The sequence below is a fragment of the Schlesneria paludicola DSM 18645 genome (assembly GCF_000255655.1).
Taxonomy (GTDB): domain Bacteria; phylum Planctomycetota; class Planctomycetia; order Planctomycetales; family Planctomycetaceae; genus Schlesneria; species Schlesneria paludicola.
Genome location: NZ_JH636434.1, coordinates 2,424,519 through 2,450,825, shown reverse-complemented (window position 1 = coordinate 2,450,825; position 26,307 = coordinate 2,424,519). Strand labels below are relative to the sequence as shown.

Genomic DNA, 26,307 nt, shown 5'->3' with positions numbered 1-26,307 from the left:
TGCGTCGAAGGATCGTTCGGGGCGAGCGACGCGATGGAACGTTAGTGTGCGTCGTGAAAGGTGGGCGCGATGAATGGGCGAAAATGGTCGCTGGGACCAATTGCCACCATCAACTTCAGCCTTGTCTTGATCGTGCTGATTCTCAACAGCCTGGTTGTACACCGCAACACGCTGGGTTTGCACGCAGGGCAAGTCCATATCAACCGTACGTATGAGATGTTGCTTCATTCCCAGACTCTCTTGTCGACATTGAAAGATGCTGATGGAGATGCACGCGGGTATGCTTTGACGGGCGATGCTTCCCTTCTCAAGTCTTACGAAGCGGCCGCCGCAAAGGTTCCACTCGATGTAACGCTACTGCGTACCGCGATTTCGGACGATCAAAGGCAAACAGTCCTCGTTGACGAAATGGCGTCACGGATCAATCAGCAGATGTCACGGTTGCGTGCCATCGCCGACATGAGGACTGCCACGAATGCCGAACCGGATCGGGCGACGATTTCGTCGATTGAAGACAAAGAGGCGTGGGCCAGCATTGCTCGGACTGTGACAGAATTGCAGATCGAACGAAATCAACAACTGAGTGTTTACACTCTCGATCAGAACAATAGTCTGTTCGTTGTGCTCTCTGCGAATCTGGCCGCTGTTGTTGTGGGCGCCGCAATCACAGTTGTGGCCTGGATGCTGGTGGAACGCGAATTGCGAAAGCGACGGCAGGCCGAGTCGGCAGCCCATTCGGAACGTCAAAATCTTTGGGTAACGCTGACGAGCATCGGTGATGGGGTCATTGTTGCGGATGCGACAGGAATCGTAAAACTGGCGAATCCGGTCTCTCAAGTCTTAATGGGACATCCGAGGAATGTGATCGGCCGCCCGTTTGCAGAGGTGGTTTCGATTACTGACGAAGCGACCCAGACCTCACTTGAGAATCCCGTGAGTCAGGTCCTTGCACGCACTCGCGGCAACGGATTCGCCGGTCACAACATCTTACGGCAGACTGACGGATCAGTCATTCCGATTGAACACACGGCGTCACCGATTCGGGACGACGAAGGACGCATCACCGGGGTCGTCTTCGTCTTTCGCGACGTTTCCGAGCGTCGGCGTTACGAAAAGGAAATGAACGAACGTGAGCGACGCTTCCGTCGCGTATTCGAAACACCGCTGATTGGGATCGCAATTGGTTCGTCACGTGGTGCCATTCTCGAAGCGAATGATGCGTTTCTAGAGCTGATTGGCTACCGGCGTGCAGAATTGGACAAGGCGTCGCTCAATTGGAAAGGGACGCCACGTGAGCAAAGCCCTCTGAATGAAGCTGCAAAACGAGAATTGAACGAGAATGGGGTCTGCCGTCCGTTTGAACGAACGTTCTCTCGACCTGATGGGGCGGACATTCCGGTCTTGATTTCAGCGGCACGTTTGATGGACGATCGCGACCAGATCGTCATTTTTATCACTGACTTATCCCAAAGTAAGCGTGCCGAAGCCGCATTCAGAGAAAGTGAAGCGCGGTTTCGAATTCTTTCGGAATGTATGCCCCAGAAAGTCTGGACAGCCAAGCCCGATGGCCAGTGGGATTATCTGAATCACATGCTCCTCGAGTACGCAGGTCTTCCGGTAGAGCAACTGCTGGGCTGGGGATGGACCAACTTGATCCACCCTGACGACCTTTCGAACCAGCTTCGCGCCTGGAATGAGTCACTTGCGACCGGAAACATGCTTGAGATCGAGCACCGCGTCCGCAAACACAACGGCGAGTATCGGTGGCACCTGGCCCGCGCACTGCCGATGTATAACACCGATAGTCAAATTGCCATGTGGGTGGGCACGAACACCGACATTCACGACCAGAAGCAGGCCGAAGAAGCTCTCCGCGAAGAACACCATCGAAAAGACCGATTTCTCGCTCTGTTGGCACATGAACTGAGAAATCCGCTTGCTCCTCTAAGTAATGCGATTCAGGTGTTTCCTTCCGTTCAGAACGACCCCGCCAATTCTGCGGCGCTATTTGGAATCATGCAGCGACAGGTCCGTCAGATGACTCGTCTGATTGATGACTTGCTCGATCTGGCTCGGATCACCACGGGCCGAATGCGCCTGCGCCGCGAGCGGGTCGTTGTCGGAACGGTTGTCGCGGCGGCGATTGAGTCTGTTCAACCATTGATCTCGGAACGCCAACATCGCTTCACCACCTCGGTTCCTGCGGAAGAACTGTGGCTGGATGCGGACCCGGCTCGATTGGCCCAGATTTTGACGAACCTGATCCACAACGCCGCCAAGTATACCAATCCCCGTGGCGAACTCAGTCTGGTTGTGGAACGCGTTGGGACCTACGTTCTGTTTCGTGTTCGAGACAATGGCCCTGGTATCTCGAAAGAAATGCTGGCCAAGATTTTCGACTTGTTCACCCAGGCCGAACTGACGCTCGATCGTGCGCATGGAGGGTTGGGAATTGGGTTGACGCTCGTTCGAACGCTCGTAGAGTTGCACGGCGGGGAAGTTTCGGCGACCAGCCCGGGGCTGGGGCATGGTAGCGAATTCGTCGTTCGACTGCCGTTGCTGGATTCGCCCGCCCCGGAAGTGAACGAACAACCACCACCCCGGCCGTTGCCGACACTGAAGGTTCTTGTCGTCGATGACGTGCAAGCGTCGGCGCGGACGCTGGCACTGATGCTGAAAACGCTCGGACAAAATGTCGAGGTCGAGTTTGATGGTTCCTCGGCAATTGCACGTGCGACTGCAGAGGACTTCGATCTCATTTTTCTGGATATCGCCATGCCCGGGATGAGCGGGTTAGAGGCGGCGCGTCAGATGCGATCGATTCCGGTCCTGGCAGATGTCATGCTCATTGCGTTGACCGGATTCGGGCAGGAAGAAGACCGTGCCCACAGCTTGGAAGCCGGATTCAATGAACACTTGATCAAGCCGACGAGCCTGGATGCCTTGCGCGACATGTTGCTCGTGGCGGCCGACCGACAAAACAAGTCGGATCTGTGAGCGGACATCGATTTCGTTTTGAGTGTGTGGGCGGATCGCGAAGCGGACTCGATTTCTGCCGTGATCATGACGGAGTCGTTCGAAATCCTAATGTGAAATGGCACGCGTCCTGCAATACGCGAATTCTGTCGAACGACTCTCTCCGAAAAGTCAAAGTTACAAGATTGACAACGCGCGAATTCCTGGCTTTTTACATCGCCCTCTGCATAGACTGGCCGCGGTGAATCATACATGGATGCTGGTTTCACTGGATCATGCTGATTTCCTGCGCTTCATCGCTCGCAGGGGCGTCACGAGCCAGCATGTCGGAAATGTCGTCGAGAGCCTTTGAAACTTTTACGTAGATTGTCGGCAGTTCCGTCATTCACCGCCAAAAATTCCCCACGAGCGAAGATATGCTGAAAACCTCCACGGCGTTTAAGACAAGTTCGCGTTCATTGAATCGCGATGCTGGTCGTATCGACTCTGGCGATTCCACAAACATTGATGACAAAGTTCAGCCTGCCGAGCGTCGTGTTGATCGCATATTACAAGCGATCAACGAAAATGTTCCGCTCGATCAGGTTGTCTCTAACGCTTCAAAATGCGATTCCCCGCAACACGGCACCTTCCAGCCCGAACCTGTCCAGACACGCGATGAATTGACACTGGCAGAGATCGATGCCTTACTGCGGAGTTCAGGTACTGCGGTCCAAGATGTTCATTGCGATGTCGAGGAATCGGCAGTCATTCTGACCGGCCAGGTGCGGCGATATCATCATCTGCAAATCGTGCTGCAAATCGCGATGCGTTGCCGCGCGGGGCGCGAAATCATCAACAGAATTGGTGTCGACTCGAACGCCATTTCTTGAATGAATTCGAACGTGATGAATCGCCTCGTCTGGCGTAGTTATTCCAAACGAAACAGGTTTGCGTCTCAGGGGCGCAAACCTGTTTCGTTTTCTTAGTCTTCGCAATGTGAACTGATTGTCCTTCATTCTGCGTCATCGACGATCAGTCTGGCAGTCGCGCGATCAGCAATTCCTACTATTCAATCGCAATCATGGCAAAAAGCCGAGAAGAAAACGATTGGCGCGCCGCATGCTATACCTGAAATGGGCCGTCAAGGACGGACAAACCACTCAATGGATTGCAGTCGAATTCGACTGACAATCCTCGGAATCGCAGGGGTGGAATGGACGGGCCTTTGACGGCCCGATTTCTGTATTCTCAGAGATAGAATTCGGCGGCACGCGTTTCGGCTCTTCCATCTTGGAGTTGTCGAGAGGGGACGCATGCCGCCGATTTTGCAGCCGTGATGATGCAAATTGTCTCTGAGCGTTCTGGAGGGGCGATGCGTCGGGGCGCGCTCGCTGAGTCGTTGATCAGGCAGCAGGGAGACGCAAACATGAAATTCATCGGAATCTCCGCCGTCGGCTTTTTGAGTGGCATAGTCTTCAGCACGTTGGGATGGCTGTCTCAAGACACTTCGAAGCCTCCTCGATCTGACGGGCGAGAAAGCATTTCCGTTTTAAGACCCGTGCGGACCACTTCCGAAGACGCGGTCTCGGCGAGTTCGCAGGCGACCGATGGAGAGCGAGGAGAGGGGCCTGAAGGTGAGAAGAATCTACGCCGAAAAGTCGATCTGCTTCAGCAGGGGCACAAATTTCTCCAAGAGGTATCAGACTACACGACGACGCTGACGAAACGTGAGGTCGTTAAAGGTGAGTTGCTCGATCCTCAAATGATCGCCATCAAATGCCGTTCGAATCCCTTCAGTGTCTATTTGCTTTGGCTCGAAGGCGATGTCGGCCGTGAAGTGATCTACATCGATGGTCAGAACGATGGAAAGATGATTGCCCATGATGGAGGGTGGAAATCTCGCATCCCAGCGTTTTCGCTTTCGGTTGATTGCATGTTGGCGATGCGCGATTCTCGGTATCCCGTAACCATGGCGGGATTGACCGGATTGACGGAAATGATGCTGGATGTGCATCGAAAAGACTTGGCTGATGCGAACTATGCGTCGTGCGAATTTGGTGAGGATCAAAGCATTGAGGGACGTCCTTGTCATCTCGTGACCACAAAGTATCAGTCGCCAGACGTTTCACCTTGCTATCGCAAATCGATCACCTGGATCGACAAAGAATGGAACGTCCCGGTACAGTCGCGCCACTACGAATGGCCCCGAGCAGATTTGACGACCGTCAGCGAACATGATTTGGACGAAGCAACACTCATCGAATCGTATTCGTTCGCGAAACTTCAATTTGATCGGGGGCTCGCTGATCGCGACTTTGATCGCGAAAACGAGGAATATGGCTTCCGCTGAATGGTGTCAGGGCGAGGGAATTTCGCTTCGAACCCGGTTCATCGTATCTCGATGGTGGATTGAAATTCGCGGAGACAAGCACCCTGGCATGACCGTCAATATGCCTCGTTCAAATCTAAACGGCGCATGGCCCTGCGAATTCAGCCGACTGTCATGCGGATTCAATCACAAACGGTGCGGGAACGTCGTGAGGTCCCGCCGCAACCACGTTGACAAGTGGTTCGCAGAAGCCTGGAGCCTGAATTCGAATCACGTCTCCGGCTTGATACTTCCAGTCGCGCGAGTTGAAGCTCAGTCGACTAGTTCCAAAGAAATGCAAATGCAGATCGCCGGGGCGTCGATGCTCGGGGTATTTGAAGTGATGGTCTTCCATATTGCGCAGCGAATGACACATGTGGTTTTCGCCAGATCGCAGTTCCCCGCTGTCATAGATCGTCTGGCCGTTTCGTGACACGGTGCATCGCAAGGCAACGTCCGAAAACTCGTCCGTGACTTGTAGTGAAGGCCCTACCGAGCACGTTCGCAGTTTCGAAGGGGCGAGATACAGATAGTTGATCGTTTCCGTTGCATGGTCTGACCATTCATTGCCCAAAACAAACCCAAGACGTCGTGGTTGGCCCTGCGGATCGATGATGTAACAGCCAACAATTTCCGGTTCTTCTCCACCATCGAGTGCGAACGCAGGAATTTCGAGCGTGGCCTGCGGTCCACGCAGATTGAAGCCATCGCCCTTATAGAACCACTCCGGCGCGACACCGCGTTGGTCCTGTGCTGGGCGTCCACCTTTCAATCCCATTTCGAACATTCTCGCGGAATCGGTTTGAGGGACTTCGTTCTGAGTGCCCCCATGCATCTGATCCCGCGACTGCACGCTGCCCAGATGCGACAAACCTGTGCCGCTGATCATGAGCCGAGATGGCTCAGGGTGATCGAGTGGTGGCAGCAGGTATGGTTCGGTACCGCCCGGAACCTCGGACAATAACTGCGCGTACGAATACTGCGATGAGATGTCTCGATCAAGCAACTCTTCGATCGTTGCGGCGAGCTTTTGGTTCAGTGACACTGAACGCTGGAATAGGTCATAGACGGTACGGCATTCCGGCAATGTCGACGTCAGATCGATTACCACCTGGTCGCGGACGACACCCACCCGACGACCAAGGTGAGGAAGGACAAATTGAACGAGTCGCATGATGAATCTTCCTGAGCAAATAAATGTGCTGCGATGATTGTTTCGTGAGTTGATGATATCTCATGCGGCATCGCATTGCTGTATCGCAATCGAAAGCCGGATGAGCTTGAGGACGGATTGTTTCGCCGTCGCCCGTCTTTGCAATTCGAGTTTCTTGACTCGAAGGTGGCGGCAATCCAGGTCGAAAAAAACGACGCGACTTGAGTCGATTTATCGCTCGGAATCGATGCCAGCACGACTATTGAAGGAACTTTCGTATGGCATTTTCGGTGATCTGCGCGACGTGCTCGTCAACCGGCAGGCTGCTCACCCATGAGATGGAACCGACCGAGAAGACACCTCCACCATTCGGGGTTTCGAAATGAACCATGTGGGCACCGCCATCGTCCGGGTTCATCCCTTTGGCGAGCAAACGGGTGTTCGGAGGAGAACTGGGTGAAATCTTGTCCGTTTCGTGTCCTGATGCTCCCCCTGGACACCGCATGTGCAATGAATTCTGCCCGAAGATGTCGCCATTTTCTAGACCTGTGCCGTCGAATACCCAATGGCTGGCATCGACAACCTGGTACGGGGCACCCGTCATCGCACCTGGCGGCGTAAACACAACTCCCACCAGACTCGCTTCCGATTCATGTCTTAACGCCATTCGACTTTCACCACCAACGCCGTCGACGTCGAGTCCGGTAATCTGGCCGTTATGGACCGTCATGGACGAACCGTGAAGCTCGACTTCGCAGTTCAAACCGTTGCCGCCGAGATACAACAGTCGCCCGCCTTCTTCGAAGACCCACTGCTTGACACGGTCGTACATCCGCCGTGTCCAGTATTCAGGGTGTACAGCGGTCACAAGTGCCCGGTAGGCAGAGAGGTCGAGTGTTCCGTCGTCGAGTTGCGTTTCGGCATAGTAATCAAATGGCCAATTGCGATGTTCCAGCCATCCGAGTAGTCGCCATTCCGCCGCCGCCAGATGACAGGCTTGTCGACCTTGAATGGGGTCGGTGATTTTCTCGCCGAAATCGATGTCATTGAACGGCTCAGGGCGATCGAACGACAGTGGGGCGTATTTGGGGCAGTTCCAAGTCAGAAACTCGGCCTGCGCATAACGTTTCAGGTCGTATCGCGAGTTGACGGTCGGTGTCGGTGGGAATTCGTCAGAATGGATGTAGTTGCTGCGGCCGCCAAAGCTATTGTAAGCGTTCCAGTTGATGTTGCTGGCGAGCACCGCCAACGGGGCCTTTGGACGAGTTGGTGCAACAATCCAAGGGAACGAGAACCTGAGACCTGACGGAGTCTGCGCTCGGAAGTAGTACAACCCGCTTTGCTCGGGCGCCGCGACAAACTGCTTGTGCGTCGGGCTGCTGTATCCCACCTTATTCCACTCGACACCCGTCTGCGTGAAGTCGCCGTCCGGCGTGACCTGCATCGTCGCTCTTGGACCGTGTTCGTCGAACCACCCCAGGCTTTGAACGAGAGTGGGAGTCCAGCCGTAGTGCCAGAGTTCCAAGTGATATTGTTCAACGGCATGCACACGAAATTCGCCCAGTTCTCCGCCGCGAACCCACTTTGGCCAGACGTAGCCGCTTAGTCCATCACTGAGCAGACGAAACTGATGCGGCGTGGTGACAGGCCATTTGATCTGGCTGCGTTTCGCGCCATATCCGGCACATTGCAGTGTCACAGTATAGTCACCGGGTGGGAGTTCGAGGTGGACGGCACCCGTGGCGCGCGAACGGGCTTCCCACGATTCACCGCGTGCATTCACGAATTCCAGGTCGACATTTGCCAGTGCGACATAGCGTTCGTTACTGACATATCCGATCAGCATGCGGTGGTCTTTCGTCGAGGAACGGAGTTGAAATTGTTGGCAGAAGAAGATCACGGCGAGATCGTTGTGGAAGCCCGTAGCAGACCTTGCTTGATACCTTCAGCGGGCAGCGTAACAATCACGTTCCCCGCTTTTCCAGCGACGACCTGTCTATGAGAGGGTTGGCCGCAACGATGTCAGGCCCCAATGAAAGTACAGGTCATGCAGGAGCCTTCTTCAGAACGTCCGACTCCCGCCTCGACACTTGATGCGCCGCCGACAAAAACGCGATTCCTCGTACTTGCGGTGCTCTGCCTTCTATCGGGAGTGCTCTACTTGGATCGAATTTGCATCTCACAGGCTTTGCCTTCCATTTCGAGAGACTTGAAGCTTTCACATACGGATAAGAGCTACATCCTGATGGCGTTCACGTTGTCTTACGGACTGTTTGAAGTTCCGACAGGGCGCTGGGGTGACCTGATCGGTGGCCGACGAGTCCTCACTCGAATCTCAATTTGGTGGTCCGCGTTTACAGCCCTAACGGGAGCGTGTACCGGCCTCTACAGCATGATCACGGTGCGATTTTTGTTTGGAGCAGGCGAAGCGGGAGCATTTCCGAATATCGCGCGCGTGCTTTCGCGATGGTTTCCCGATGCAGAGCGAGGACGAGCTCAAGGGATTCTTCTGGCCGCGTCGCAAGCAGGAGGGGCCGTTGCGCCGCTATTGGCATCGAGGTTAATTGCCACTATCGGGTGGCGTTGGACATTCGCCACGTTCGGTGCCGTCGGTGTGGTGTGGGCTGTGGGATTTTGGCGATGGTTTCGTGACGACCCGGCCGCACATCAGTCCGTCAACGCGGCCGAGGTGGCACACATTGGACGGCGTGTTACGGCAGGGGATGTTCATGGAGCGATTCCCTGGGCCGCCGTGGTACGGAATCCCAGTGTCTGGATGCTGAGCGTCCTGATGTCATTTGCGTCCTTCAATAGCTACATCTACTTTTCCTGGTTCCAGACGTACCTCATCGAAGGCCGCGGGGTCGCAGAAATTCGAACGGGCTCGATGACTTCGATGGTGCTCGCGTTTTCCGCGGTCGGAACCTTTTTTGGCGGTGTCGTTCTGGACTATGTCGTCCATGGTGCCGGCGTCTCGCGACGACGAATGGTCGGGGGACTTGCCTTTTTCCTCGCGGCCGCATCTCTCAGTACCGCACTCATGTCTTCCGACCCTTGGACTGCGACGCTGTTCACGGCGATTTCCTGTTTCCTGACGCAATCGACTCAACCACTCTGGTGGTCGTGCGCCATCGGAATCAGTGGCAGGCATGTCGGAGCCTTGTTCGGGCTCATGAACTCCTGTGGTGTGATCGGTGCCTTGAGTTCGCAGTACTTGGTGGGGGCGGTCGCAGATTGGCTTGGAAGGCACGGATATTCGGGACGAACCCAGTGGGACCCGATTTTTTTTGGTAATGTGGGCGTGTTGATCGCTGCTGGGATCCTGTGGTCCTGCTTCCGATTTGTGACCGTCGAGTCTGACGATGACGAGGCGACGTTGAGTCATGTCAATCATTGATGTTCATAGTCACTTCTGGCGATATCCCGAACACTTTTCCGACGATTTCCGCCAGCAGGCCAAACGAGCGAAAGCGGGTGAGGAACTCGATCTCACCGTTCGTTTCGAAGATTATTTGCGCCAATCAGTGCCAAATGTCACCACGATTGTGTTTGGCGGTAAAGCCCGACTTTCGGGGCTTTGGGTTGATGACCGAGATGTCCGTGACTATGTCGCGCAGGACCCCGACCATTTGATTGGTTTCTTGTCGCTTGATCCCACTCAACCTGATTGGGGACGCGAGCTGTTCGAAGGACATCAGGAAATGGGGCTACGTGGCATCAAGTTGATGCCGATGTACGCAGGGTTTCGACCTGATGATGAGCGATTGACGCCGCTTTGGAAGTATGCTCAGGAACATCAATTGCCGGTCTTGATGCATACGGGAACCACATTCATTTCACAGGCCCCGCTAGAGTGCACACTGCCGCGGCACGCCGATGCGGTTGCAGCTCGCTTTCCAGATGTGCGGATGATCCTGGCGCATCTAGGGCATCCCTACGAGGGGGAGTGTGTGGCGGTGATCCGCAAGCACTGCAACGTATATGCCGACCTGTCGGCCTTACACTATCGTCCGTTTCAACTCTATCAGAGTTTGATGCTGGTCCAGGAATATGGAGTCTGGGACAAGGTCTTGTTCGGAACCGACTTTCCGTTTACGACAGTGCAGGCGACGATTGACGGGTTGCGAAATTTGAATCAGATGCTTGTCGGTACGGCGTTGCCCCGCCTGAACGAAACGGCACTCGAGCGACTCATCCATCGCGATTCTCTGCCGTTACTCGGGCTTGGTTGAGCCTTCAGTCGATTCGCCACTTTTTCAACTGTTGCTCGTCGAGGGACACCCCCAGACCTGGCCCCATCGGGCACTTTGCGGCGGGCGGACCTAACTGAAGTGGTTCCGTCAGCAAATCGGCCTCATGATAAATCGGTCCGACCAGATCGGCGGGATAGCGTTCACTGTCGATTGTGGGCAATGCCGCCGCGACATGTAGCATGGCCGCCGTCCCGATGCCAAGTTCCAGGTTGCTTCCGATAGCACACGCCAGGCCCGCCGCCTTGGCCACATTTGCAATTTCAACTGTGCCGGAGATCCCGCCGTGTTTGCCGGGATACACGCTGAGAATATCCGCTGCACCCGCAGCGCAGACGGTCCAGGCATCCGTCAGTGAGAAAACGCTTTCATCAGCCATAATTGGCATGGGAGAGGTGGCCCTCAGTGACGCCATCGCGGCAGGATCGTTGGGGGGGATTGGTTGTTCCGCCAACAAAATATTCAGCTCGGCGAGCCGCAACAGTGTTTGTCGAGCGGTCGTGATATTCCATCCGCAATTTGAGTCAATCGTGATCGGAATATCGGGGCCGGCCACTTCGCGGACCCTACGCACGCGGGCAATGTCCTCGTCGGGATCGATCCCCGTTTTTACCTTGATGCACGTCACGCCCATTGCCAGAAAGCGTTCTGCGAGTGCCGTGACTTCTTGCTTTTCGAAGGCGCCGATGACCAGTTTGATTCGCATCGTGTCCCGGACGGGACCTCCCAGCATACGGCAAATCGGTTGATTGGCGACCTTGCCGGCAATATCCCAAAACGCCATTTCCAGCGCCGCTTTGGTGAATGGGTTTAGTTTGACAACGCGATCCATCCGTTGCCGTAGCTGCGTAATGTTCAGTGGATTCTGGCCAATCAATGCCGGGGCCAGCAGCTCTTTGATCAGACTCAGGCAAGTCGAACTGGTTTCGCCCGTCCATCGCGGGGCGACAGTCGCTTCGCCCAAGCCAACGACACCTTCGTCGGTATAAACGCGAATGATGGCATAGTCTGAGGTGGCATGAACTCCGTGGGCCGTCCGAGTCGTGAGTCCAGCTTTTAGCGGAATACGGACGGGGATGGCTTCGATGCGTTCGATTTTCATCGATTGGCTCTCGGGGAAAAGTTGGATCTGTCCGGCTCACAGATCATAAACAGAAATGCATGCGATCAAAATAGTGGGAATGCACTGCGGCGAGCAGCTCGTCGGAAATCGAACTTGTCGGTCTCTGCGGGGCCAATTACAACCGGTGTGTGTCGGCTCGAAACCATCTCGAAAAGGCCGCGTTTGTGTCGCCATGCCACCGATGAATTGCGGTCAAATGAATTGCGGTCAAACGTCGACGACTTGGAACGTGTGATGAACAAGATTCAAAGACTGCTCGCAATCCACGGGGTCGCTGGGACTCTGCGCCTGTTCGTCGCGAAAGCCACGGGCTTGCTGTTTTATCTCACTCCGGCTCGTCGTCGTGCTCGGGCTGCGGCCCGGGAACGCGATTTGTCCTTTGATCGCAAATGGGGCGTCGACACCAGCGGCATGATCATTCCAGACGTGCAAGATGTTGTTGGCACAAGCTGGGAATACGGTTCGCGATATCAGGGGATCGATGTTGTGGCTCTTGAGCAGAGCCTGCGGGACCTCAAGATTGATTTCGGACAGTTCACCTTTGTGGACTTTGGTTCGGGAAAAGGCCGCGCGGTATTGGTCGCGGCACAGATACCGTTCCGAAAAGTGATTGGGGTCGAGTATTCCGATTCCTTGAATCGCATCGCCCTGCAGAATCTCGCTCGGTTTCCTGCCGATGCGATGAAGTGTCAGGATGTCGATCTGATCTGTGCCGATGCCGCGAACTTGACGATTCCCGATGGACCGCTTGTTCTGTTCTTTTACAACCCCTTCGGCGAAGCCGTAATGTCGCAAGTTGTTGAAAACGTGAGAAACGCTGTCCGCGCGCAGTCTCGGCGAATCGTGGTCCTTTACTTCTACGCGGTGGCGGCTCAATTGTGGCGTGATTCTGGATTTATGGGCGAAGTGCAGTCCGGAATGCAGCTATCGCTTTATGACACAATGTGTTGCGACGAGCTTTCGGCGGCGGCTTGACCGGTCGTTGAAATAAGGGAAAACGTCAAATCGGACAGCAGACGCGGGGAATGGCCGACAAATTGTGGGGCGCAAGCTTGCGGATTTTGTGATTTTCCGCGAAACTCTCGCCCCGCGCCGTCACGGCGTGTTTTTCCATGCATTGAAGGTAAAGGTGACGCGACATGGCACATAAGAAGGGTCAAGGCTCCAGCCGCAACGGTCGAGATTCCAAGGCCAAGCGACTTGGCGTCAAGAAATTCGGTGGTGAACTGGTTGTGCCAGGGAACATTCTGATTCGTCAACGCGGTACAAAATGGCATCCTGGAAAGGGTGTCGGGATGGGACGCGATTACACCCTGTTCGCTCTGGTTGGTGGCAACGTCTTCTTCGATCAAGAAGGGCGCCGTATCAACATTAAGCCTTCGGAAATCGCTGCGGAAACCAACTGAGTCAGTTGAGCTCCTGTTGATTTCAGCCGAACGCTGAATCTGAAATTGGACATGACACAAGAGCCCACGCGTGTGCACCGCATCGCGTGGGCTCTTGTTTTTGAGTCTGACTGCTGGGCCTGCGGCCAGCACGTTCGCGAAGGTCCAGTCGCCAGCCCTGTTCTGATCGTCGAGTTCTACCGATCAAGATCCTTCTTCATCGCGGGAGAAAGCCCCAGACCGCGGCGATGTGAGTCGCGTACGGCATCGGCTCCCCGTCGTTCGACAATCTGCTCCAACGATTGTTGCATCACTTTCTGGACATGTGCCACATCGGAATCATCGGGCCGAAGCAATGTAATTGATCGTGAAATCGCCTGTCGAAACTCGTCGGCGCCCCTGAGTGGTAGTTCAAATACGAGTTGAGTGTCGCGGAGCGATTGTGCGGTAACGTCGCACAACTGGCCTGCTTCTTCTGACGTCAAATCAGGTCCAAACCACGATGCCGCCAGAGTGACTTGTGATTCACGGCAGGGACTTTTGGGCAGGGAGGTGATGGCTTGTTCGAACAAGCCCGACGACGTCAGGCTGATCAATAGGTTCGACGCTGCGAGATCCTGATTGGCATCCGAGGGGGCGATGACGCCTCCCGCCAGACCCGCGAAGCCGCAAAGGGCCGGCGCATGGACTTCCCTGTTTGGAATCGTGTCCCACTTCTTCGAATTACGATTGTAGACAGTGCGTGATCCTGGTAGTCGGCAGACTCCAATGGTGATTCCATCGGCCCGTTGGATGGCAGCCGAATCCGATCCGGACAACTCCGTCATTCGGCCTGAGTTCGGTTCATACGACAGCGTGATCGCGGCCTTTCCTTCGAGAATCATTCGGCGGCAATCGGCCGGAGACATGTTCCAGGAATCGGGAGTGAGATGTCGCCAGGTCTGTCGGGCAAGTTCCAGAGTTCGCGTGAAGCCCGGCAAGTCCATAGTCGGTTTGCCAGAATCCAGATCAAACCAGACAGAGTAGTTTTCGGGGTGTTTGCAGAAGGCGAGCGAGCGGGCCAAAAACACGGTGGCTCGGAATTCGTCGCTCAACGGCTCAACCGCAACTAGATTCGGTGCCCATTCCTGCAGGGAACTTACAAGCTGTTCATAGTCTTCCCACGTTTCAGGCGGCTTTCGCTTCGCTGCTTTCAGCAAATCGGCGCGGTAGTAACAGGCGAGCACAGGTGCGGAGATAGGCGTCGCGACCAGTTGCCGTTCACGCGACAGCACCCTTTCACGCAATCCCTTAAAGATGTCTCGTGCGTCTGCGGCGAACTCGTTCGCGTTCAATGGATTGATCTTGGCATCAATGTCACACAACTGGCGAAGCGGGAAGAGCAGGACATTTCCACCAGTATCAGCACTTGGCAGCGATTGCCCGGAAAGATCTGCCGTCGCATCGTATTTGTCGAACTGGGCCGTCGCACCGGATTGTGAAGACCATTCTGGAATCAAGACTTCCCAGTGGGCCGGCAGATTCAGCAAGTCGGGAACGATTAAATGGACCTGCTGGCCGCGGTACGGTCGGTCGATTGACGAATTTGTACTCGACGTGCCAGATCCACATCCCACAAATGCAAGCAGCCAGGTCAAGCCGCAAATTCCGAGAAACCATTGCCGGGCGTCGAGCATTTCATCATCCGATGCAAGTGAGTCCAAGTTGTTGAGGCAAAGGATATCAAAACGACAGGTGATTGCCTGCCGTGGCAAGCTGCAATCTCTTCGATCGATGGGGGGCCGGGTCGCCTGTCAGGTGATGCCCTTGATCTGTAGGGAAATCGGGGGTGTTGTGGGCATTGATTCAACGGGCGGGCAGTCTGCGTCACCGTAAATGGGTTCACGGTCGTTAAGTGGCTGTCTGGCAGTTGCGGCCAACCGACTGAATACGAGCTGTCAGCAAATTTTGTGGGAAATCGTCAATCGTCCCGCGGTTAGAATCGGTATATTCATCAAGATCAACGGCATCGGCGGTCGGCGAGGGGAACGACATGGGTTTTCGCGGTGATCGATGTCGTCGACTGCCGACAGACTTGTTTGAGATTGTGCAATGCGATCGCGCCTCTGATTATTCAACAAGGGTTCGTTTCGGCCTTCTGGATCGTTTTTGCAGAGTTTGCGTGGTGTGGCAGTTGACGAGCCTAAGATGTTTCGGCGCATCAACGTTCGGGCGAGCCAGAAACTTCTTGACTCGAGCGAAGTGGCTCATACACTGATACTGGGTACCCTCGTTCCAATCACACGAGCGGACTGGCTGCTTTCGTCTAATTCGCTTGGTCGAGCTTTCGCGTAAGGGAAAATCATGGCTGCTGCCGCCAATAAACCGGGTGCCGTTCACTACACTTTGGCCGTTTTTGTCGCGCTCGCCGTGATTCTGGGGATTACGAACTTTATGGCCCACCGTGAAGCTTCAGACCGTATGGTCGAAGTCGCGCGGTTGAACGAAGAAAATCAGAAGCTGAATAAGGCTCAGCGAACGTTGGATGATCAACTTCAAGCGACAAAACAGAAGCTGGGGATCAAGCTGGATCTCGTCGACGATCCAAACAACCCACAAACCCCGACGGTCATTTCGACTCTGGGCGCCGAAATGTTGACCTACGGTGGGACCTCAGCCGGTGCGACGGTTGTCGACACTCTCCGCAAAATGCGCGAAGAAGCCAATGTCACTGCGGATGATCGTCAATCCAAAACAAACAAGGTCGCCAATCTGGAAGCACAGGAACTTGCTCTGAAGGGCCAATATCAAGCTCAGGTTGAAAACTATTTAGAGCAGAAGACCGCCGCGGAAGCCGCGAAACGCGATGTCATCAGTGAGAGCGACGAAAAGATCAATGCGAAAGTCAGCGAAATCACGCGACTGAATGGGGAACTCAAAAGCCTGAAGATTCAACTCGATGAAGAACGAGACGGGCGGGAAAAGGATCGAAAAGATTCTCACAACACGATCGTGGCATTGGAGTCACGTATTGACATCATGCGGCAGCGACTTGATGACGCCGAGAAGCTGAGCTTCGAAACCGCAAAGGGTTTGATCACCCGTGTTGAGCATACAAACAATACCGTTCTGATCAATCTGGGCGAAGAAGACTTCCTCAGGCCTCGAATGACCTTCAGCGTTTATTCTAAAGAGAATCCAGGTGTCGGCCGCGGTCCGGAAGACATTAAGGGCAAGATCGAAGTCATCCGAATTCTTGGCCCCCATCTCGCTGAAGCAAAAGTCGTCGACGAAGATCTCTATCGCCCCATGGTTTCGCAGGACCTGATTTACACGCCCATCTGGAGTCCCGGTCTGGTTGAGAAAATTTCCGTTGTCGGCCTCATCGATTTGGATCAAGACGGGCGAAGCGATCGTGAGCAATTCCATCAGATGCTGGCTGTTTCGGGATGCGTGATTGACAATGAAGTGAATGACGAAGGTGAACGGATTCCAGAGAATGGCAAAATCACCGTCAACACGCGGTTTCTGGTGAAAGCCGAGATTCCCGACATGCTGGACGCGCTCACAGATGCCGAAAAAGCCCGTGCCACGATCTATGCTGAAAAATATAAGATGATGGAAGACGAAGCTCGCAAGAATGGTGTGCGAGTGGTCAAGTTGAATGACTTCCTGGCCTATATCGGTTTTCACGCCAAACGCCGAACTTTCATGCCTGGTTCCGATCGTCCCTACACACTCAAATCAGGCGGCACGAGTTCGATTTCGTCAGGTGGTTCGAAAGACCGAGTGTCGAATGGCAATGTGTCGGCAGTGTTCAAGAAGGGCCGTCAGACTCCTCAAGAAACTTCGAACGGCAATACCAGCGGTGCATCGAGCGGCAACAATCCTTGATGGTCGCCCGCTTCCATTCTTGAGTTCGATTGACCATTGAGGCCTTCGCCGTGTAATGCGAGGGCCTCAATGGTCATCGAGAATGTCATTTAGTCAAAGTCAGGCCGAGATGCCCTCAACGAAGCGTGTGGCTGTGATCGGCGGAGACGGGATTGGACCCGAAGTCACCACTCAGGCTGTCCGAGCCGCGGATGCAGCGCTCGTCAATTGCGAACAGAGGATTGAGTGGGAATGGTTTCCGTGGGGGACCGATTATCTTTTCGAGCACGGCTCGATGGCACCAGCCGACTTTTTGGATCAGTTGGGGGATTTTGATGCGATCCTGCTTGGCGCGGTGGGACATCCTCGGGTCCAAGACCATATCACGCTGAACGGCCTGCTGCTGCCGATTCGCCGCCGGTTTGATCAATGCGTCTGTCTTCGTCCCGCCTATCTTTATGAAGGGGTCGAAAGCCCACTGCGAAACAAGACGCCCGGATCGATCGACATGCTTGTCTTTCGCGAGAATACGGAAGGCGAATATGCGAATGTTGGTGGGAGGGTGTACCAGCATTCGGATCACGACATTGCGATTCAAACCTCGGTCTTCACGCGTCGTGGGTGTGAACGAATCATTCGTGCGGCGTTTGAGCAGGCACTGAATCGACCGCGAAAGCGGGTGGCGTCGATCACCAAAAGTAACGCACAAGGTTATGGGATGGTGCTCTGGGACGAAGTATTTGCCGGAATCGCGCAGGACTATCCCCAGATTGAAACCGAATCGCTGTTGGTCGATCGCGCCGTGATGGAGTTCGTGCGTCGTCCGGAATCGTTCGATGTTGTGGTTGCAAGCAATCTGTTCGGGGACATCCTTACGGATCTTTCCGCAATACTCGTGGGCAGTATGGGACTCGCCGCCAGTGCCAATCTGGCTTCCAATCGTTGTCACCCCAGTCTGTTTGAACCGGTGCACGGGTCTGCGCCGGACATCACCGGCAAAGGGATCGCCAATCCGCTTGCCGCGATTCTGTCTGCAGCCATGATGCTGGATCATCTGGAATTGATCTCCGCCGCCGCCTCCATTCGCGGTGCCGTGTCGTCCCTTCTCCGCAGTCCAGATCGTCCGCGTACACCCGATCTGGGTGGTACTGGAACAACTGACGAAGTGGGGAGCGCCGTGTGCGCTCTGATCAAGTGACGCGCAGGTTTGCCGCGAACGGTCTGTGAGGAATACGGGTGATGCGAATCGTTCCGTTCTCCTCCTCATTTTCAATGGTTTCGGTCGCGTGAGATTCTGCCTATCATCTCTCGATGATCGCTCAACTGACTTTTTTGTGTGCCACCGCCTTTGTTGCGGGGGCGATTAATTCCGTTGCCGGCGGGGGGACTCTGCTCACGTTTCCGGCGCTCACTTGGATTCTGGGGTCGACAGAATCGGCGGCTGTCATCGCGAATGCAACCAGTACCTTTGCGCTGTTTCCTGGTTCGATCGCTGCGACTTGGGGCTATCGTCGAGAAATGACGGGCCAAGGCCGCTGGATCACTCCCCTGATCATTCCGTCGCTCATGGGAAGTGTCGTCGGCACATTGCTTGTCGTCACGCAGCCGGAAAAACAGTTTCAGCAGATGGTGCCCTGGCTAATCCTGGTCGCCTCGGCTTTATTCTTGATGCAACCAGCAATCACCCGTTGGACGGGGATTGGAAAACCGCACGCTCATCCCTCGTCACAGCTACTTGCCGGAATCGTCCTTTTTCAATTTGTGATTGCGCTTTATGGGGGCTATTTCGGGGCGGGGATTGGCATTCTGATGCTCAGTTCACTGGCGCTCATGGGGCTTGGCGACATTCACCAGATGAACGCGTTGAAAAGCCTTTTGGCGTCGGCCATCAATGGCATGTCCGTCGTCGTCTTTATCGCCTACCAGCGCGTGGATTGGAGCTACGGCGTTCCGATGCTGTTCGCCGGGATTGCGGGCGGCTTTGTTGGCGCCAGTGTGTCGCGGCGACTCGACAGAAATGTCGTCCGCTGGGTGGTCATCGCGATCGGATTTGGCCTTGCGACGTACTACTTCACGCGAGTCTATGGAATCGGTCAAACTTGATCACAAAGGCCGTCCTTTTCAAGGGATGATCAGATGGTCGCGGCCCGACATTCCATCGCCGGTCGACGCATGGCGTCACCTGACTTCCGACAAGGCTGATTCAACCTCTATCGCGCCTGAATCAGCCATTCAATGACATTCAGCCAGAATCGGTTGTAGTGTTCCCAGAAAACGAAGTTGCATCCCCAGTGTGGAGCTGGGTCTGATGTGTATGCGACTGAACGCCCCTTGCCGATCGTGCTGACGGCCAAAAGCGGGTCGCTGGAACCCTTCCACTGAGCGACGATCTGGCCGCCTGGCTTTGGTTTGACCTGATTGTATCCCAGAATCGGTGGCAGTGACGAAAAGTCGATCCCGTGCAAAATGGGATGCTGCGGATCGAGCACTTCGGCCATATAGCCTTCGGTGCTCTCGACCAAGTCTTCGTAATCGAGGCACGTCACCGGCAAGAGTTCGCGAAGGCGACATCGCCCCCATCCACCCATTCCATGATCACCGCTGAAACTTTGCCAACCGCCAAGGAACATGACGCCCACGCCTGCTTGAACGGCTTCGATCGTTAAACGGATGCGATCAGGGAACGTCAGGATGCTTTTACCAAACTGCTCGCGTTTGAAGAACGAAGGAGCCAACTGGAAGTTGCGTGCTTCCAGGTCAGAAAAGATCACGGCGTCATACGTCGCCAGGATCGTTTCGTACTCGCCCGGCTTGAGCATATAGAAGTCCCAACTGGGAACGCTGGTCACCTCGTGCTCGCCGGTGGATTCAATCGCTTCCTTCAACCACTTGCCGTAGTTGAAAATCTCCGTTCCCTTCACGGAGTGATGAAATGCCGACTCGGCATACACAGGACCGAGCTGAACCGCCCAGTCGCCCGCATAATAGATTTTCGCCATGAGGCCTGACTTTAAAACGAAGTGTTCGGAAAAGAGCTCGAGCTCCGTCACCTGAGTTTACGAACCGTGAGATTCGGGATCGAAGCTGCCGCTACTGAGCTTTTTCAACATGTCTCGAATGTCGAACAAACCCTTATAGGAGACATAAACGGTGACCGAGCTGTACCAAGCCAGTGTCACGAATGTCAATACACCCCAGAACCAGCGATAGCCTTCCATTCGCCCCTCTTTCAAGACGATGACGCGTTGTTCGAAGCCGTCGTCGTCTGGTTTTTGATGTGATCGACCATGATGTTTCGGACAATTCTCGTTCATTGAGAATCACGTCTAAGCCACCGTTGTTTTCGGACGCGGTTTCAACAAGGAAAAAACGACCATCGAGACCGCCGACAGGACGAACGCCGCGATTTTGGCACGATCTTGCGTGAACCCATACGAGTCCTTCAGGCTGGCTGCTCCACCCGCAATGGTCTTTTCAAGGACCAGATATCCAATGGGAAATGTCGCTCCAACGACAATCGAGGCTGCCGCACCCCAGTTGTTGGCGCCTTTCCAGTAGCAGCAGGCGATCAGCAAGACCGACATGCTGGATAGGTAGACTGTTCCGGTGGTCGTTAGGTAGTCCCAGAGTCCGCCTTCTAGTTTGTAGAACAAGCCGTAGAAGAACAGAAACACGCCGATCAATGCCACAATCATGCGATTGACGAGCAAGCCAAACGCTTCGGAGCTTTTTTGCTTGCGGAAAGGTCCAAGAATATCGTTATAGATGACCGCCGCCCAGGTGATCATGTACGAAGAATCCGTCGACATATCCGCGGCGAGCATCGCTGCGACCAGCAATCCCATGAGTCCAATTGGAACGACGGTACTCAGGAACACAGGCATGGCGTGCAATGTCGCGGTATCAGGATTCTTCGCCAACGCGGCCTGCTGATCGACGGTCAGCATCGCGAGTGCGGCAATTCCCCAGATCCCGGGGATCAGAAAGCGACAGACGAAGAAAAAGCTGGTACCAATGTAAACCTTGCGGCCCGTCCAAGTGTCCTTTGCCGCGAGCAATCGGGCGATGGTTGTTTGCCATGTCAGCGTGGCGGCAATTTGGACGAATGCCTGGGCGAGCACGTATTCGACGCCCAGTTTGGGGTGAATGAACGGATTGAATCCTCCCGCGTGGTGCGTTTTCTCAACGGTGTCCACGATCGTCGACCAGCCGACACGGCCCAGAATCAAGTACGTGACCGCGAGCAATCCGGCGCTCATGACAATGAACTGAAGGAAGTCTGTCACGAGGACCGAGAGCATCCCACCGAGAATCGTGTAAATCGCGACCATCAGCAGCAGCGCGGTCATAGTGATAACCAGATATCGTTCATCCATGCCGCTGACAAGAACCAGGAATTCGCCCCCGATCCGCAGGAACACGCCCATATTCAGCAGGCCGCCCAGGACGATGACGACTCCGGAAAGCCAGCGAATAAACTTCCCGAAGCGAATCTCAAACAGTTCGGGAATTGTCATCACGCCTGAATCACGCAGTGGTTTGACACAGAACCCGGTGAGCCCAATGAAGAACATCGCCAGCGCCTGCAAGATCCCTGGAGTCGAGCCGGCAAAGCCATACTCGTATCCTGCCTGGGCGGTATACATGCAGGTCACAATTCCGAATTCCGTCGCCGCCAGCGAGGCAATTCCAAGAAACACATTCATCTCGCGGCCAGCGACGAGAAAGTGCTCAACCTTGCCGACATACTTGCGGACCATGAGTCCGGCCATCATGGTGATGACCAGATACAAACCCACAATGCTGCCATCGACCAGCCACGAAAAATTGGACATGACAGACCCGTAGTGGAGACGAAGATCAGAGAAGATCGCTGCGGACGCAGCTCAATGGAATGCGGCCCATCCTTATAGCGCGCACGATCGGTTTTCGCTACTTCCAGACAAGGTGTGATCGCCTTTATCGGAAAGACGAAAACGGCTCCTTTCGTGAAGTCATGCGACTTGATTCGACTGACATTTGAGTCGATTGCACCGCGAGGCGCGAGCCCTGTCGCCGATTCATCATCAACACGGTTTCCATCACGGGTCAACAGCGTCTATCCTGACCCGGACTTCTCAAACTCGAATGAATCCTTTATCCCGCAAAGCCTTTCGTGATGTTCGCGACCAGTTGTCTGTTTTCCGCCCTGATTCTGGCGAGTGCCTTCGCTTGGCAGACGATCATTCGTCGGCGGATCGATTGCCGGCCGATTCTCGAATGGAACGAAGAACCGCGGGCAACCTGGCGTTCCATTCCCGAGATGTTGGTGGTCTATGTGGCGCTTTTGTGGCCCGTATCTCACCTGTTCGTTCTGAGTCTATCCCCCCCAATTCCGTCACCCATCACGCTGGATGCCGTGGCGCGAGGTGCGGCGGTCAATTTTTGCCTGATCCTGGCCGCGATCGGTATTCTCGCCTCCAGCCATCGCCCGCTTGCGGAGTTTGGAATGAGCTTCAGGCAATTGAGCGTTCAGGCACGCGTGGCATTGTTTGGTTTTTGTGCGGCGGTTCTGCCGATGGCGGTCTCGATGCTTGCGACGCTGCCCCTGCGTGGGCGAGAAACTCAGCATTCCTTGCTCAAGTTACTGACGGAGCAACCTGACGTGACCACGATTGGCATTATTGCGATGACGGCGGTGATTTCAGCGCCGCTGTGGGAAGAGCTGATGTTTCGAGTGGTCTTGCAGGGGTGGCTGACCAGCATGTTCACGCCCAAATTGGCGATCCCAATCGTCGCAGCGTTATTTTCGTTCATTCATGGCTGGCAGAATGGATTGGCCCTGTTGCCACTGGCCCTGATTCTTGGATACGTCTTTCATCGGCGGCATAGCTATTTGTCGGTGGTAATGATTCATGCGCTGTTCAATGCTACCATGCTGACCGCGCAGCTATTGAATCCCCAGATTCCCTGACGACTGTTTTGCACGCCCTCACCGCGAACATGATGCGTTTGCGTGTGTCTGATTTCACCTTGAGAGCCCGCACCCAGGGGCCTCGAAAATGACTGCAAGATCTCAACTCGGGATCTTGCCCCAGGATTTCGACGATGAATTTTCCTCCAGTTGAAGAACAACTCGCAACTATCCGCCGCGGCGTTGAGAAAATCGTTCCCGAAGACGAGCTCGCGGTGAAGCTCACAAAAAGTCGAGAAACGGGCAAACCGCTTCGAATCAAATACGGCATCGACCCGACGGGCATCGACGTCCACCTGGGACATACGGTTCCACTCCGCAAAATGCGGCAGTTTCAAGAACTCGGGCATCAAGCCGTAATCATCATTGGCAACTATACGGCGATGGTGGGCGATCCCAGCGGTCGCGATCAGGCTCGTTCCAAAAAGCTGACGGAAGCGGAGGTCGAAGCCAACGCCCACGACTACTTGAATCAAGTCGGCAAGGTGGTCGATATCTCGAAGGCCGAAGTTCATCGAAACGGCGACTGGTTCGCGAAGATGAACTTTGCTGACATCCTGCAACTGTGCGGAAAAATTACCGTGGCACAGTTGCTGACGCGCGATGATTTCGCGAAGCGTTATGCCAATCAGTCGGCCATCTACCTGCATGAGTGCCTGTACCCGATGATGCAGGCATGGGACTCGGTCATGATTCAATCGGATATTGAATTGGGGGGCACAGAGCAGCTTTATAGCTTCATGCTGGCGCGCGACCTGCAACGAGATCAAGGTTTGCCGCAACAGATTGGCATCATGTCGCCGATTCTTGTTGGGACCGACGGCGAACAGAAGATGGGGAAGAGTCTGGGGAACTACATCGGCATCTCGGAGTCCCCGTTCGACATGATGAAAAAGTTCATGCAGATTCCTGACGCGACGATGGGAATGTACTTTCAATTGCTGACAAACGTTCCCCTTGATCAAATCGCCACGATTCTCGCGGGGCATCCCAAAGAGGCCAAAATTCGACTCGCGAAGGCGGTGATCACCGGATACCACTCGGCCTCACTTGCAGACGAAGCCGCGGACCGATGGCAACGAGAAGTCGGGGGAGGCGAACTTCCCACGGACATTCCCGTCGTCACTCTGAAGCTGACTGAATTGATCGAGAAACTGCCGCAGTGTCAGGCGGATCTGGTCGCGGGCAAGCTGTCGGCGGCACAATTGTTGAAGGTCACCGGTTTGGTTGGATCAACCAGTGATGCGATGCGTTTGATCGCGCAAGGCGGCATGTCCGTCTACCATGGCGACGTTCCGACACCTGTGACCGACTCGAAAGCGGTGCTCACCCTGCAATCGGGAATGCTGGTCAAGGCGGGAAAGAAGAAGATCGCTCGCTTGCAAATCGAGATTTCGTAATCTGTCCTGGGTATGATTCCACTGGTCGCGGCTTGCGCCATCGCGACGACGGTTTCAGATCGATGACTTCACGTATACGCAAAGGACGATTTCCATGAAGATCACGAGAAAAGGTTCGGCTGTCTGGCAGGGCGGTCTCAAAGATGGCAAAGGTGCGTTAACCACGGAAAGTGGTGCTCTTTCGAGCTATCCCTATGGTTTTTCAAGTCGATTCGAAGGCGTGAAGGGAAGCAATCCCGAAGAGCTTTTGGGAGCCGCGCATGCGGGCTGCTTCACAATGGCGTTGTCGCTGATCTTGGGCGAAGCCAAACTGACGGCCGAGAAAATGGAAACCTCTGCCGCCGTAACCCTGGAGCAAGTGGCTGACGGATTTGCCATCACATCCGTGCATTTGACCCTGAAAGCCAAGATCCCCGGCGCGGACAAGGCGACGTTCGAGAAGTTGACGGGGATGGCCAAAGCCGGTTGCCCCGTCTCGAAACTCTTCAAGACCGAGATCACGCTCGATGCGACGCTGCTCGACTGAGATTTGTTACCGAGGATCGTTGTTGAGCCGGCGAAGCGACTGTTTGCATGATGCCCCCCCTTCCCTGATCAAGTGGATGGGGAGGGCATTTTTGTTGGCTCGTTAGCTTGAATAGTTCAGGCAACTCAACTGTAAACTTGAGTTTGATGGCAGCCAATGCGGTGCGTTCACGATACTGGATTCGAGTCGAACGCAGAGCAGTGTTAGCGGTGTTTCCGTCATCGATGCCGTCCATGCGACATCTCTCGCCGATGCTGGTACGACGACGGTCGTTCCTTTGGAGAAGTGCCGCAAATAGCCTGTCGCAGGGTTTTGCAAAGTGCCTGCTCCATCGAGCACCATCCAAATCGTCATTTCGCCCCGGTGGGGATTGTTAAACGATCCCTCAACCGAATAGCGTTCGAATTGGAAGTGAGGGCCTTTGAGCAGATGTTCGCCCTTGGTTTCGCTCGATGAGGTGTTCAGTCGACTCGGGCGGACGGGAATGATCGGGCCCTGATCCCAATCGGTGGCTTCCAACGCCCGTTCAATTTGAAGCGGACGAGGTTTTCCGTCGAGACCAACTCGATTCCAATCGAATAGCCGGAACGTGGCGTCGCTCGATTGCTGAACTTCGGCAATGATCAGCCCTCCCCCTGCCGCGTGCACGGTCCCCGCAGGGAGCGAGATGCAATCGCCGACATTCGGTGTAAACGAATGCAGGCAATCGACTAGCGTTCCCTTCTTGAGGTGAGCCTCGACGTCCTTCCGCGTGACGCCGAGTTTTAATCCCGCGTACACCCGCGCGTTCGGCTCGACGGAAATGATGATCCATGCTTCCGACTTGCCGCCAGGTTCATGCAAGACACGTCGAGCCATCTCATCGCCCGGATGAACCTGCAGCGACAGGTATTCGTAACATTCAAGCCATTTGACAAGCAGTGGGAAATTGGAATGTTTTGTCGGGCCAGCAAGGTCCTGGCGGCTCGACGCCCATATCTCATTCAAATCGCGCCCCGCATGTGTGCCCTCGATGGCTCGGCTGACATGGAGCGGCAGCGTACTTAAATCCCAGGCTTCACCATATGGCTTGTCATCGGGAAGCGGGCGTCCCAGTTGCGTGCTCAATCCTCGCCCACCCCAAGGTTGGGGGCGATAGTATGAATCGAAGACGACCGGATCACAGAATGTGGGTGCAGGATGAATTTAAGATCGCTCCTGATTGAGGCCAAGAAGTGCGATCGTGAGTTTGGCTGGAATCGTAAAACGAGTCAATAAAAGTTCAGAGCCGCCTGCCCGTTCGCCCGATCAGTGGGCCGGCGGTCATTGTGAGGACTGGGTTGGAAAGATGACGAGGCGA

The 26,307-nt window shown here is 54.9% G+C and carries 21 protein-coding genes; 13 read left to right on the top strand and 8 right to left on the bottom strand.

Going from position 1 to position 26,307, the window contains the following annotated elements:
- Positions 1-69: 69 nt before the first annotated feature.
- From OSO_RS47835 to OSO_RS43165, 3 genes are all read left to right on the top strand, one after another.
- Positions 70-2,997: a PAS domain S-box protein gene (locus tag OSO_RS47835; protein ID WP_050986091.1), complete on the top strand. Its 2,928-nt coding sequence runs from the start codon at positions 70-72 to the stop codon at positions 2,995-2,997.
- 395 nt (positions 2,998-3,392) lie between these two features.
- Complete coding sequence (locus OSO_RS0111990; protein WP_010583570.1) at positions 3,393-3,848, top strand: BON domain-containing protein; 456 nt, start codon at positions 3,393-3,395, stop codon at positions 3,846-3,848.
- Between the two features lie 536 nt (positions 3,849-4,384).
- A complete protein-coding gene (locus OSO_RS43165; protein WP_010583568.1) occupies positions 4,385-5,308 on the top strand; it encodes a DUF1571 domain-containing protein in 924 nt (307 codons plus the stop codon).
- Between the two features lie 151 nt (positions 5,309-5,459).
- Here the strand turns inward: OSO_RS43165 and araD1 are convergent, their stop codons facing one another.
- Positions 5,460-6,500, bottom strand: a complete 1,041-nt coding sequence (gene araD1 / locus OSO_RS0111970) for an AraD1 family protein (RefSeq protein ID WP_010583567.1) — start codon at positions 6,498-6,500, stop codon at positions 5,460-5,462.
- A 238-nt stretch (positions 6,501-6,738) separates the two neighbouring features.
- Positions 6,739-8,325 carry a N,N-dimethylformamidase beta subunit family domain-containing protein gene (locus tag OSO_RS0111960; protein ID WP_029246927.1) on the bottom strand — a complete coding sequence of 529 codons (1,587 nt, stop codon included), beginning with the start codon at positions 8,323-8,325 and terminating at the stop codon, positions 6,739-6,741.
- Positions 8,326-8,526: 201 nt separating this feature from the next.
- On the opposite strand from OSO_RS0111960, the gene OSO_RS43160 reads away from it, so the two are divergent.
- Complete coding sequence (locus OSO_RS43160; RefSeq protein ID WP_010583565.1) at positions 8,527-9,876, top strand: MFS transporter; 1,350 nt, start codon at positions 8,527-8,529, stop codon at positions 9,874-9,876.
- Entirely contained in the window at positions 9,863-10,711 is an 849-nt protein-coding gene (locus OSO_RS0111950) for an amidohydrolase family protein (RefSeq protein WP_010583564.1), read from the top strand. Before OSO_RS43160 ends, OSO_RS0111950 begins: the two co-directional genes overlap by 14 nt.
- A 4-nt stretch (positions 10,712-10,715) precedes the next feature.
- Here the strand turns inward: OSO_RS0111950 and OSO_RS0111945 are convergent, their stop codons facing one another.
- Positions 10,716-11,831, bottom strand: coding sequence for a mandelate racemase/muconate lactonizing enzyme family protein (locus OSO_RS0111945; RefSeq protein WP_010583563.1), 1,116 nt, complete (start codon positions 11,829-11,831; stop codon positions 10,716-10,718).
- Between the two features lie 255 nt (positions 11,832-12,086).
- On the opposite strand from OSO_RS0111945, the gene OSO_RS0111940 reads away from it, so the two are divergent.
- Both OSO_RS0111940 and rpmA read left to right on the top strand, forming a co-directional pair.
- Positions 12,087-12,827, top strand: coding sequence for a methyltransferase domain-containing protein (locus OSO_RS0111940; RefSeq protein WP_157605157.1), 741 nt, complete (start codon positions 12,087-12,089; stop codon positions 12,825-12,827).
- Between the two features lie 164 nt (positions 12,828-12,991).
- Positions 12,992-13,258 carry a 50S ribosomal protein L27 gene (gene rpmA / locus OSO_RS0111930; RefSeq protein ID WP_010583561.1) on the top strand — a complete coding sequence of 89 codons (267 nt, stop codon included), beginning with the start codon at positions 12,992-12,994 and terminating at the stop codon, positions 13,256-13,258.
- 176 nt (positions 13,259-13,434) lie between these two features.
- Here the strand turns inward: rpmA and OSO_RS0111925 are convergent, their stop codons facing one another.
- The gene (locus OSO_RS0111925) at positions 13,435-14,913 is read right to left on the bottom strand and encodes a type 2 periplasmic-binding domain-containing protein (protein ID WP_157605156.1); all 1,479 of its coding nucleotides are present in this window, start codon (positions 14,911-14,913) and stop codon (positions 13,435-13,437) included.
- Between the two features lie 667 nt (positions 14,914-15,580).
- On the opposite strand from OSO_RS0111925, the gene OSO_RS0111915 reads away from it, so the two are divergent.
- From OSO_RS0111915 to OSO_RS0111905, 3 genes are all read left to right on the top strand, one after another.
- Positions 15,581-17,110: a hypothetical protein gene (locus OSO_RS0111915; RefSeq protein WP_010583558.1), complete on the top strand. Its 1,530-nt coding sequence runs from the start codon at positions 15,581-15,583 to the stop codon at positions 17,108-17,110.
- Between the two features lie 82 nt (positions 17,111-17,192).
- Positions 17,193-18,287, top strand: a complete 1,095-nt coding sequence (locus tag OSO_RS0111910) for an isocitrate/isopropylmalate dehydrogenase family protein (protein ID WP_010583557.1) — start codon at positions 17,193-17,195, stop codon at positions 18,285-18,287.
- Positions 18,288-18,400: 113 nt separating this feature from the next.
- Positions 18,401-19,192 carry a sulfite exporter TauE/SafE family protein gene (locus OSO_RS0111905; protein ID WP_010583556.1) on the top strand — a complete coding sequence of 264 codons (792 nt, stop codon included), beginning with the start codon at positions 18,401-18,403 and terminating at the stop codon, positions 19,190-19,192.
- A 107-nt stretch (positions 19,193-19,299) separates the two neighbouring features.
- Here the strand turns inward: OSO_RS0111905 and OSO_RS0111900 are convergent, their stop codons facing one another.
- From OSO_RS0111900 to OSO_RS0111890, 3 genes are read right to left on the bottom strand one after another with little or no spacing between them, the layout of a single operon-like run.
- Complete coding sequence (locus OSO_RS0111900; protein WP_010583555.1) at positions 19,300-20,088, bottom strand: glutamine amidotransferase; 789 nt, start codon at positions 20,086-20,088, stop codon at positions 19,300-19,302.
- A gap of 57 nt (positions 20,089-20,145) precedes the next feature.
- Positions 20,146-20,403: a hypothetical protein gene (locus tag OSO_RS0111895; RefSeq protein ID WP_010583554.1), complete on the bottom strand. Its 258-nt coding sequence runs from the start codon at positions 20,401-20,403 to the stop codon at positions 20,146-20,148.
- A gap of 12 nt (positions 20,404-20,415) precedes the next feature.
- Positions 20,416-21,924 carry a sodium:solute symporter family protein gene (locus OSO_RS0111890; protein ID WP_010583553.1) on the bottom strand — a complete coding sequence of 503 codons (1,509 nt, stop codon included), beginning with the start codon at positions 21,922-21,924 and terminating at the stop codon, positions 20,416-20,418.
- 323 nt (positions 21,925-22,247) lie between these two features.
- Here OSO_RS0111890 and OSO_RS0111880 point away from each other — a divergent pair, with 323 nt between their 5' ends.
- The 3 genes from OSO_RS0111880 (at position 22,248) to OSO_RS0111870 (ending at position 24,968) form a co-directional block, all read left to right on the top strand.
- On the top strand, positions 22,248-23,042 hold the full coding sequence (locus OSO_RS0111880; RefSeq protein ID WP_010583551.1) for a CPBP family intramembrane glutamic endopeptidase: 795 nt from the start codon (positions 22,248-22,250) through the stop codon (positions 23,040-23,042).
- Between the two features lie 134 nt (positions 23,043-23,176).
- Positions 23,177-24,442 carry a tyrosine--tRNA ligase gene (gene tyrS / locus OSO_RS0111875; protein ID WP_010583550.1) on the top strand — a complete coding sequence of 422 codons (1,266 nt, stop codon included), beginning with the start codon at positions 23,177-23,179 and terminating at the stop codon, positions 24,440-24,442.
- Between the two features lie 94 nt (positions 24,443-24,536).
- Positions 24,537-24,968 (top strand): OsmC family protein, encoded by a 432-nt coding sequence (locus OSO_RS0111870; protein ID WP_010583549.1) that lies wholly within the window; start codon positions 24,537-24,539, stop codon positions 24,966-24,968.
- A gap of 102 nt (positions 24,969-25,070) precedes the next feature.
- Here the strand turns inward: OSO_RS0111870 and OSO_RS47830 are convergent, their stop codons facing one another.
- Entirely contained in the window at positions 25,071-26,153 is a 1,083-nt protein-coding gene (locus OSO_RS47830; RefSeq protein WP_083842849.1) for a type I phosphomannose isomerase catalytic subunit, read from the bottom strand.
- Positions 26,154-26,307 lie beyond the last annotated feature (154 nt).

Coding starts and splice junctions, on each gene's coding strand:
- OSO_RS0111910 (WP_010583557.1), top strand. CDS start 17,193: ATGTCATTTAGTCAAAGTCAGGCCGAGATGCCCTCAACGAAGCGTGTG.
- OSO_RS0111940 (WP_157605157.1), top strand. CDS start 12,087: ATGAACAAGATTCAAAGACTGCTCGCAATCCACGGGGTCGCTGGGACT.
- rpmA (WP_010583561.1), top strand. CDS start 12,992: ATGGCACATAAGAAGGGTCAAGGCTCCAGCCGCAACGGTCGAGATTCC.
- OSO_RS0111915 (WP_010583558.1), top strand. CDS start 15,581: ATGGCTGCTGCCGCCAATAAACCGGGTGCCGTTCACTACACTTTGGCC.
- OSO_RS0111880 (WP_010583551.1), top strand. CDS start 22,248: ATGTTCGCGACCAGTTGTCTGTTTTCCGCCCTGATTCTGGCGAGTGCC.
- OSO_RS0111895 (WP_010583554.1), bottom strand. CDS start 20,403: ATGAACGAGAATTGTCCGAAACATCATGGTCGATCACATCAAAAACCA.
- OSO_RS0111950 (WP_010583564.1), top strand. CDS start 9,863: ATGTCAATCATTGATGTTCATAGTCACTTCTGGCGATATCCCGAACAC.
- OSO_RS0111945 (WP_010583563.1), bottom strand. CDS start 11,831: ATGAAAATCGAACGCATCGAAGCCATCCCCGTCCGTATTCCGCTAAAA.
- OSO_RS0111870 (WP_010583549.1), top strand. CDS start 24,537: ATGAAGATCACGAGAAAAGGTTCGGCTGTCTGGCAGGGCGGTCTCAAA.
- tyrS (WP_010583550.1), top strand. CDS start 23,177: ATGAATTTTCCTCCAGTTGAAGAACAACTCGCAACTATCCGCCGCGGC.
- araD1 (WP_010583567.1), bottom strand. CDS start 6,500: ATGCGACTCGTTCAATTTGTCCTTCCTCACCTTGGTCGTCGGGTGGGT.
- OSO_RS0111925 (WP_157605156.1), bottom strand. CDS start 14,913: ATGCTCGACGCCCGGCAATGGTTTCTCGGAATTTGCGGCTTGACCTGG.
- OSO_RS0111900 (WP_010583555.1), bottom strand. CDS start 20,088: ATGGCGAAAATCTATTATGCGGGCGACTGGGCGGTTCAGCTCGGTCCT.
- OSO_RS0111890 (WP_010583553.1), bottom strand. CDS start 21,924: ATGTCCAATTTTTCGTGGCTGGTCGATGGCAGCATTGTGGGTTTGTAT.
- OSO_RS43160 (WP_010583565.1), top strand. CDS start 8,527: ATGCAGGAGCCTTCTTCAGAACGTCCGACTCCCGCCTCGACACTTGAT.
- OSO_RS0111990 (WP_010583570.1), top strand. CDS start 3,393: ATGCTGAAAACCTCCACGGCGTTTAAGACAAGTTCGCGTTCATTGAAT.
- OSO_RS47835 (WP_050986091.1), top strand. CDS start 70: ATGAATGGGCGAAAATGGTCGCTGGGACCAATTGCCACCATCAACTTC.
- OSO_RS0111905 (WP_010583556.1), top strand. CDS start 18,401: ATGATCGCTCAACTGACTTTTTTGTGTGCCACCGCCTTTGTTGCGGGG.
- OSO_RS0111960 (WP_029246927.1), bottom strand. CDS start 8,325: ATGCTGATCGGATATGTCAGTAACGAACGCTATGTCGCACTGGCAAAT.
- OSO_RS43165 (WP_010583568.1), top strand. CDS start 4,385: ATGAAATTCATCGGAATCTCCGCCGTCGGCTTTTTGAGTGGCATAGTC.